3 protein-coding genes and 1 pseudogene are annotated in these 4,936 nt (G+C 67.8%); 2 read left to right on the top strand and 2 right to left on the bottom strand.

Going from position 1 to position 4,936, the window contains the following annotated elements:
- Together N878_RS29540 and N878_RS12625 are read left to right on the top strand one after the other, a co-directional pair.
- Nucleotides 1-145 (top strand): annotated as a pseudogene (locus N878_RS29540) (beta-N-acetylhexosaminidase); the annotation flags it as partial.
- A gap of 9 nt (nucleotides 146-154) precedes the next feature.
- Complete coding sequence (locus tag N878_RS12625) at nucleotides 155-892, top strand: S-methyl-5'-thioinosine phosphorylase (RefSeq protein WP_021444013.1); 738 nt, start codon at nucleotides 155-157, stop codon at nucleotides 890-892.
- 130 nt (nucleotides 893-1,022) lie between these two features.
- On the opposite strand, the gene N878_RS12620 is transcribed toward N878_RS12625, so the two are convergent.
- Together N878_RS12620 and mfd are read right to left on the bottom strand one after the other, a co-directional pair.
- On the bottom strand, nucleotides 1,023-1,544 hold the full coding sequence (locus N878_RS12620) for a CsiV family protein (protein ID WP_021444012.1): 522 nt from the start codon (nucleotides 1,542-1,544) through the stop codon (nucleotides 1,023-1,025).
- A 14-nt stretch (nucleotides 1,545-1,558) separates the two neighbouring features.
- On the bottom strand, nucleotides 1,559-4,936 hold a 3,378-nt coding region (gene mfd, locus N878_RS12615), incomplete at its 5' end, for a transcription-repair coupling factor (RefSeq protein WP_021444011.1).

Below are 4,936 nucleotides of genomic sequence, written 5' to 3'. Positions count from 1 at the left end.
GACGGCCCTGCAACGCCGGCAGGTGACGCCGCCGGCGCGCCTGGCGCGTATGCGCGGCCGTGCACACGCCAGTACCGAATACCGCCAGGCGCCACGCTGGCTGACTGCCGTGGCGGCGCTGCGAGCCGCCCAGTTGCTTGACTGAGGAGCGCCCATGACTGTCTACGCGATTATCGGCGGCACCGGCCTGACCCAGCTCGAAGGCCTGACCATCCGCGAAGCATTGCCGCTGGATACGCCCTACGGCGCGCCGTCGGCCGATGTGCTGCGCGGCGACTACGCCGGGCGCGAGGTGCTGTTTCTCGCCCGCCATGGCCAGCCGCACCGTATTCCGCCGCATCAGGTCAACTACCGCGCCAACCTCTGGGCGCTGAAGCAGGCCGGGGCCAAGGCGATCCTCGCGGTCAACGCGGTCGGCGGCATCCATGCGGCCATGGCCACCGGGCATTTCTGCGTGCCACACCAGCTCATCGATTACACCGCGGGGCGCGCCCATACCTTCTACGAGGGCGAGTTGGAGCACGTCACCCACGTCGATTTCAGCCAGCCTTACGATGCTCAGCTGCGTGAGCGACTGGTGGCGGCGCTGCGCGCCGAGCACGCCGCGTTCAGCGATCACGGCGTCTACGGCTGCACCCAGGGCCCGCGCCTGGAGACGGCTGCGGAAATCGCCCGCATGGAGCGCGACGGCTGCGACCTGGTGGGCATGACCGGCATGCCTGAGGCGGTGTTGGCGCGCGAACTGGCGCTGCCTTACGCCTGCCTGGCGTTGGTGGTCAACCCGGCGGCGGGCAAGTCCAGCGCGCTGATCACCATGGCCGAGATCGAGCGGGTGCTGGAGCAGGGCATGGGCACGGTCAAGTCGGTGCTGGCGCGGGTGCTGGCGGGCTGAGCCTGGCTCCCCGGATAACGAAAAGGGCCGCTTAGCGGCCCTTTTTGCATCGTTCGGCACATCCCTGCGTTTCACCCCTCTGGGGCTTGCGCGCCAAACCGCTCCCGGCGCTCTCCTGTCTGGCCTCCGCTCAGAGCGGGCTGATGCGGATCAGCGCGCCCAGGCTGCCGTGATCCAGGTAGGTCAGGCTGTTGTCCTTCAGGCGCTGGGCGATCTTCAGGTGCTCGCTGGCATCGAGCAGGCCGTCGGCGCTGAACTGGTTGATCCACAGTTCCAGTTCCAGGTCGGCGAAGCGTTCCTGGGTGAAGCTCAGCGTGCCCTCGACCGGATGGTGGCCGAACTGCGCCTCGCCGCTGCTCACCGCGACGCGGCTCGGGCTGCTGCCGATGCTCTGGCTCCAGGCCTTGTGCAGCAGCAACTGGTAGCCGTTGCCGGGGTTGAGCTTGGCCGCCTCGTTGTCCAGCGCCGTGGGACGTTCGTTGCCGGCGATCGGCAGCGCGCTGCCGGCCCAGTCGTCGGGAGCGATCTTGGGCGCGACGACGGGGTCGCCGGCCTGGCGGAACACCAGCAGTTCGACCTGGTAGAGGCGTTCGGCGAAGGCGCTTGGGGCCAGCAGGCAGAGCAGCAGGGGGATCAGGTGCAAGAGACGCATGGGCGGTTTGTCCTTCAGGTGGATGAAGCTTGTGGGGCAAGGCGTTCGAGCAGGGCCTCCAGGGTGTTGAAGCGCTCTTCGGCGCGCTCCATCGGCACTTGGATCTTGAACACCGTGGCGCCTTCGAATTTGTAGCGCTTGGGCTGCGCCTGGATCAGCTTGATCAGGGTCAGCGGGTCGACGCAGGTCTCGGCGGCGAACTCGATGCGCCCGCCCTGCGGCCCGGCGTCGATCTTGACGATGCCCAGCTTGTCGGCCTGCAGCTTGAGCAGGGTCAGGCGCATCAGGTGCTTGGTCGGCTCCGGCAGCAGGCCGAAGCGGTCGATCATCTCCACCTGCAGCTCCTTCAGGCCGTCTTCGTCGGTGGCGTTGGCGATGCGCTTGTAGAGGATCAGGCGGCTGTGCACGTCGGGCAGGTAGTCCTCGGGGATCAGCGCCGGTACGCGCAGGTTGATCTCCGGGCCGCCGCCCAGCGGCTGGTCGAGGTTGGGCTGCTCGCCTTTCTGGATGGCCTTGACCGCGCGTTCGAGCATTTCCATGTAGAGGGTGAAGCCGACCGCCTGGATCTGCCCGCTCTGGCCGTCGCCGAGCAGCTCGCCGGCGCCGCGGATCTCCAGGTCGTGGGTGGCCAGGACGAAGCCGGCACCGAGGTCCTGGGCATTGCTGATGGCCTCCAGGCGCTTCTGCGCGTCGTCGGTCATCTGCTTGCGTGGCGGCGTCAGCAGGTAGGCATAGGCCTGGTGGTGGCTACGACCGACACGGCCACGCAACTGGTGCAGCTGGGCCAGGCCGAACTTGTCGGCGCGGTCGATGATGATGGTGTTGGCGCTGGGCACGTCGATGCCGGTCTCGATGATGGTCGAGGCCACCAGCACGTTGAAGCGCTTGTGGTAGAAGTCGCTCATCACCTGTTCCAGCTCGCGCTCGCGCATCTGCCCGTGGCCGATGCCGATGCGCGCTTCCGGTACCAGCTTGGCGAGGTCGGCGGCGCACTTGTCGATGGTCTTCACGTCGTTGTGCAGGTAGTACACCTGGCCGCCGCGCAGCAGTTCGCGCAGCAGCGCTTCCTTGATGGTCGGCTGGTTGCTTTCCATGACGAAGGTGCGCACCGACAGGCGGCGCGCCGGCGGGGTGGCGATGATCGACAGGTCGCGCATGCCGGCTACGGCCATGTTCAGGGTGCGCGGAATTGGCGTGGCGGTGAGGGTGAGGATATCCACCTCGCTGCGCAGGGCCTTGAGCTGTTCCTTCTGGCGCACGCCGAAGCGGTGTTCCTCGTCGATGATCACCAGGCCCAGGTTGTGGAACTTGACGTCGTCCTGCAGCAGCTTGTGGGTACCGATAACGATATCCACCTTGCCTTCGGCCAGCTGTTGCACCGCGCCTTCGACTTCCTTGGCGCTCTTGAAGCGGCTCATCACCTCGACCTTCACCGGCCAGTCGGCGAAACGGTCGCGGAAGCTGTTGTAGTGCTGCTGGGCGAGCAATGTGGTGGGCACCAGCACGGCCACCTGCTTGCCGCTGTGCACGGCGATAAAGGCCGCGCGCATGGCCACTTCGGTCTTGCCGAAGCCGACGTCGCCGCAGATCAGGCGATCCATCGGCTTGCCGGCGAGCATGTCGCCGCGCACCGCGTCGATGGCGGCCTGCTGGTCCGGGGTTTCCTCGAAGGGGAAGCCGGCGCTGAAGCTGGCGTAGTCCAGCGCCGGGTCCTGGAAGGCGAAACCTTCGCGGGCGGCGCGGCGGGCGTAGATATCCAGCAGTTCGGCGGCGACGTCGCGCACCTGTTCGGCGGCCTTGCGCTTGGCCTTCTGCCAGGTTTCCGAACCGAGGCGGTGCAGCGGCGCCAGGGCGTCGTCGCTGCCGGTATAGCGGGCGATCAGGTGCAGGCTGGCCACCGGCACGTAGAGCTTGGCTTCCTCGGCGTACATCAGGGCGAGGAACTCGGCGGCCTGGCCGTCGAACTCCATGGTCACCAGGCCCAGGTAGCGGCCGACGCCGTGGTCGATATGCACCACCGGCGCGCCTTCGCGCAGCTCGGTGAGGTTCTTGATCACGTTGTCGCCGCCATCGCGACCCTTCTCGCGGCGGCGGCGCTGCATCACGCGCTGGCCGAACAGCGGGCTTTCGGCGATCAGCGCCAGGTCGTCGAGCAGCAGGCCCTCGTCCAGCGGGGCGATGCAGATCCCCAAACGCTCGTGGCTTGCGACGAAGGCCGGCCAGCCCTCGACTTCCTTCGGCTTGAGCTTGAGCCGGGCGAGCAGTTCCAGCAGCACCTCGCGGCGCCCGGCCGATTCGGCGCAGAACAGCACGCGGCCCGGGTATTCCTCGATGAAGCGGCGCAGCGCCGCCAGCGGCTCGCCGGCCTTGGCCTGAATCGCCAGATCCGGCAGCGCTTTGGCGTCGAAGCGCGTCTGGCCGACGCCGGGTTCGATATCCTCGGGGTTGACGACGATGCGCGGCCAGCTCTTCAGGCGGGCGAAACAGTCCTCCACCGGCAGGAAGATGTCGGCCGGCGGCAGCAGCGGGCGTTCCGGGTCGACGCGGCGATCCTCATAGCGGCTGCGCGCGTCGGTCCAGAAGTGCTCGGCGGCTTTTTCGATGCCGGGCAGGGAGAACACCTGGGTGTCGCCCGGCAGGTAGTCGAACAGGGTGTCGGTTTCTTCGAAGAACAGCGGCAGGTAGTACTCGATGCCGGCCGGGGTGATGCCGGACGACAGGTCCTGGTAGATCGGGCAGCGGCGGAAATCCACGTCGAAGCGCTCGCGAAAGCGTCCGCGGAAATCGCTGACGGCCTTCTTCTCCAGCGGAAACTCGCGCGCCGGCAGCAGGCGGACCGACTCGACCTTGTCCACCGAACGCTGGGTTTCCGGGTCGAAGGTGCGCAGGGTCTCGATCTCGTCGTCGAACAGGTCGATGCGGTAGGGCGTGTCGCTGCCCATGGGGAAGAGGTCGATCAGCGCGCCGCGCACGGCGAACTCGCCGTGCTCGTAGACGGTGTCGACGCAGCGGTAGCCGGCCGCCTCCAGGCGCGTGCGCATCTGCGGGGCGTCGAGCTTCTGGCCGACGTCCAGCACCAGGCTGCTGCCGAGCAGAAAGCGCTTCGGCGCCAGACGGTGTAGGGCGGTGGTGATCGGTACTACCAGAATGCCGCGGGTCAGCTGCGGCAGGCGGTAGAGTGCGGCGATGCGCTGCGAGATGATGTCCTGGTGCGGCGAGAAGACGTCGTAGGGCAGGGTTTCCCAGTCGGGGAAATGCAGCACCGGAAGATCGGGGGCGAAGAACGCCAGTTCTTCCTGCAGCCGCTCGGCGCTCTGGCTGCCCTCGGTGAGCACCAGGGTGAGGCGCCCGGCGGCGCTGGCGGCCTCGGCGATGGCCAGCGGCAGGGCGGC

Source organism: Pseudomonas sp. EGD-AK9 (genome assembly GCF_000465935.2).
Taxonomy (GTDB): domain Bacteria; phylum Pseudomonadota; class Gammaproteobacteria; order Pseudomonadales; family Pseudomonadaceae; genus Aquipseudomonas.
The sequence above is the reverse complement of the archived record's forward strand: the minus strand, read 5'-3'. Positions and strand labels throughout refer to the sequence as shown.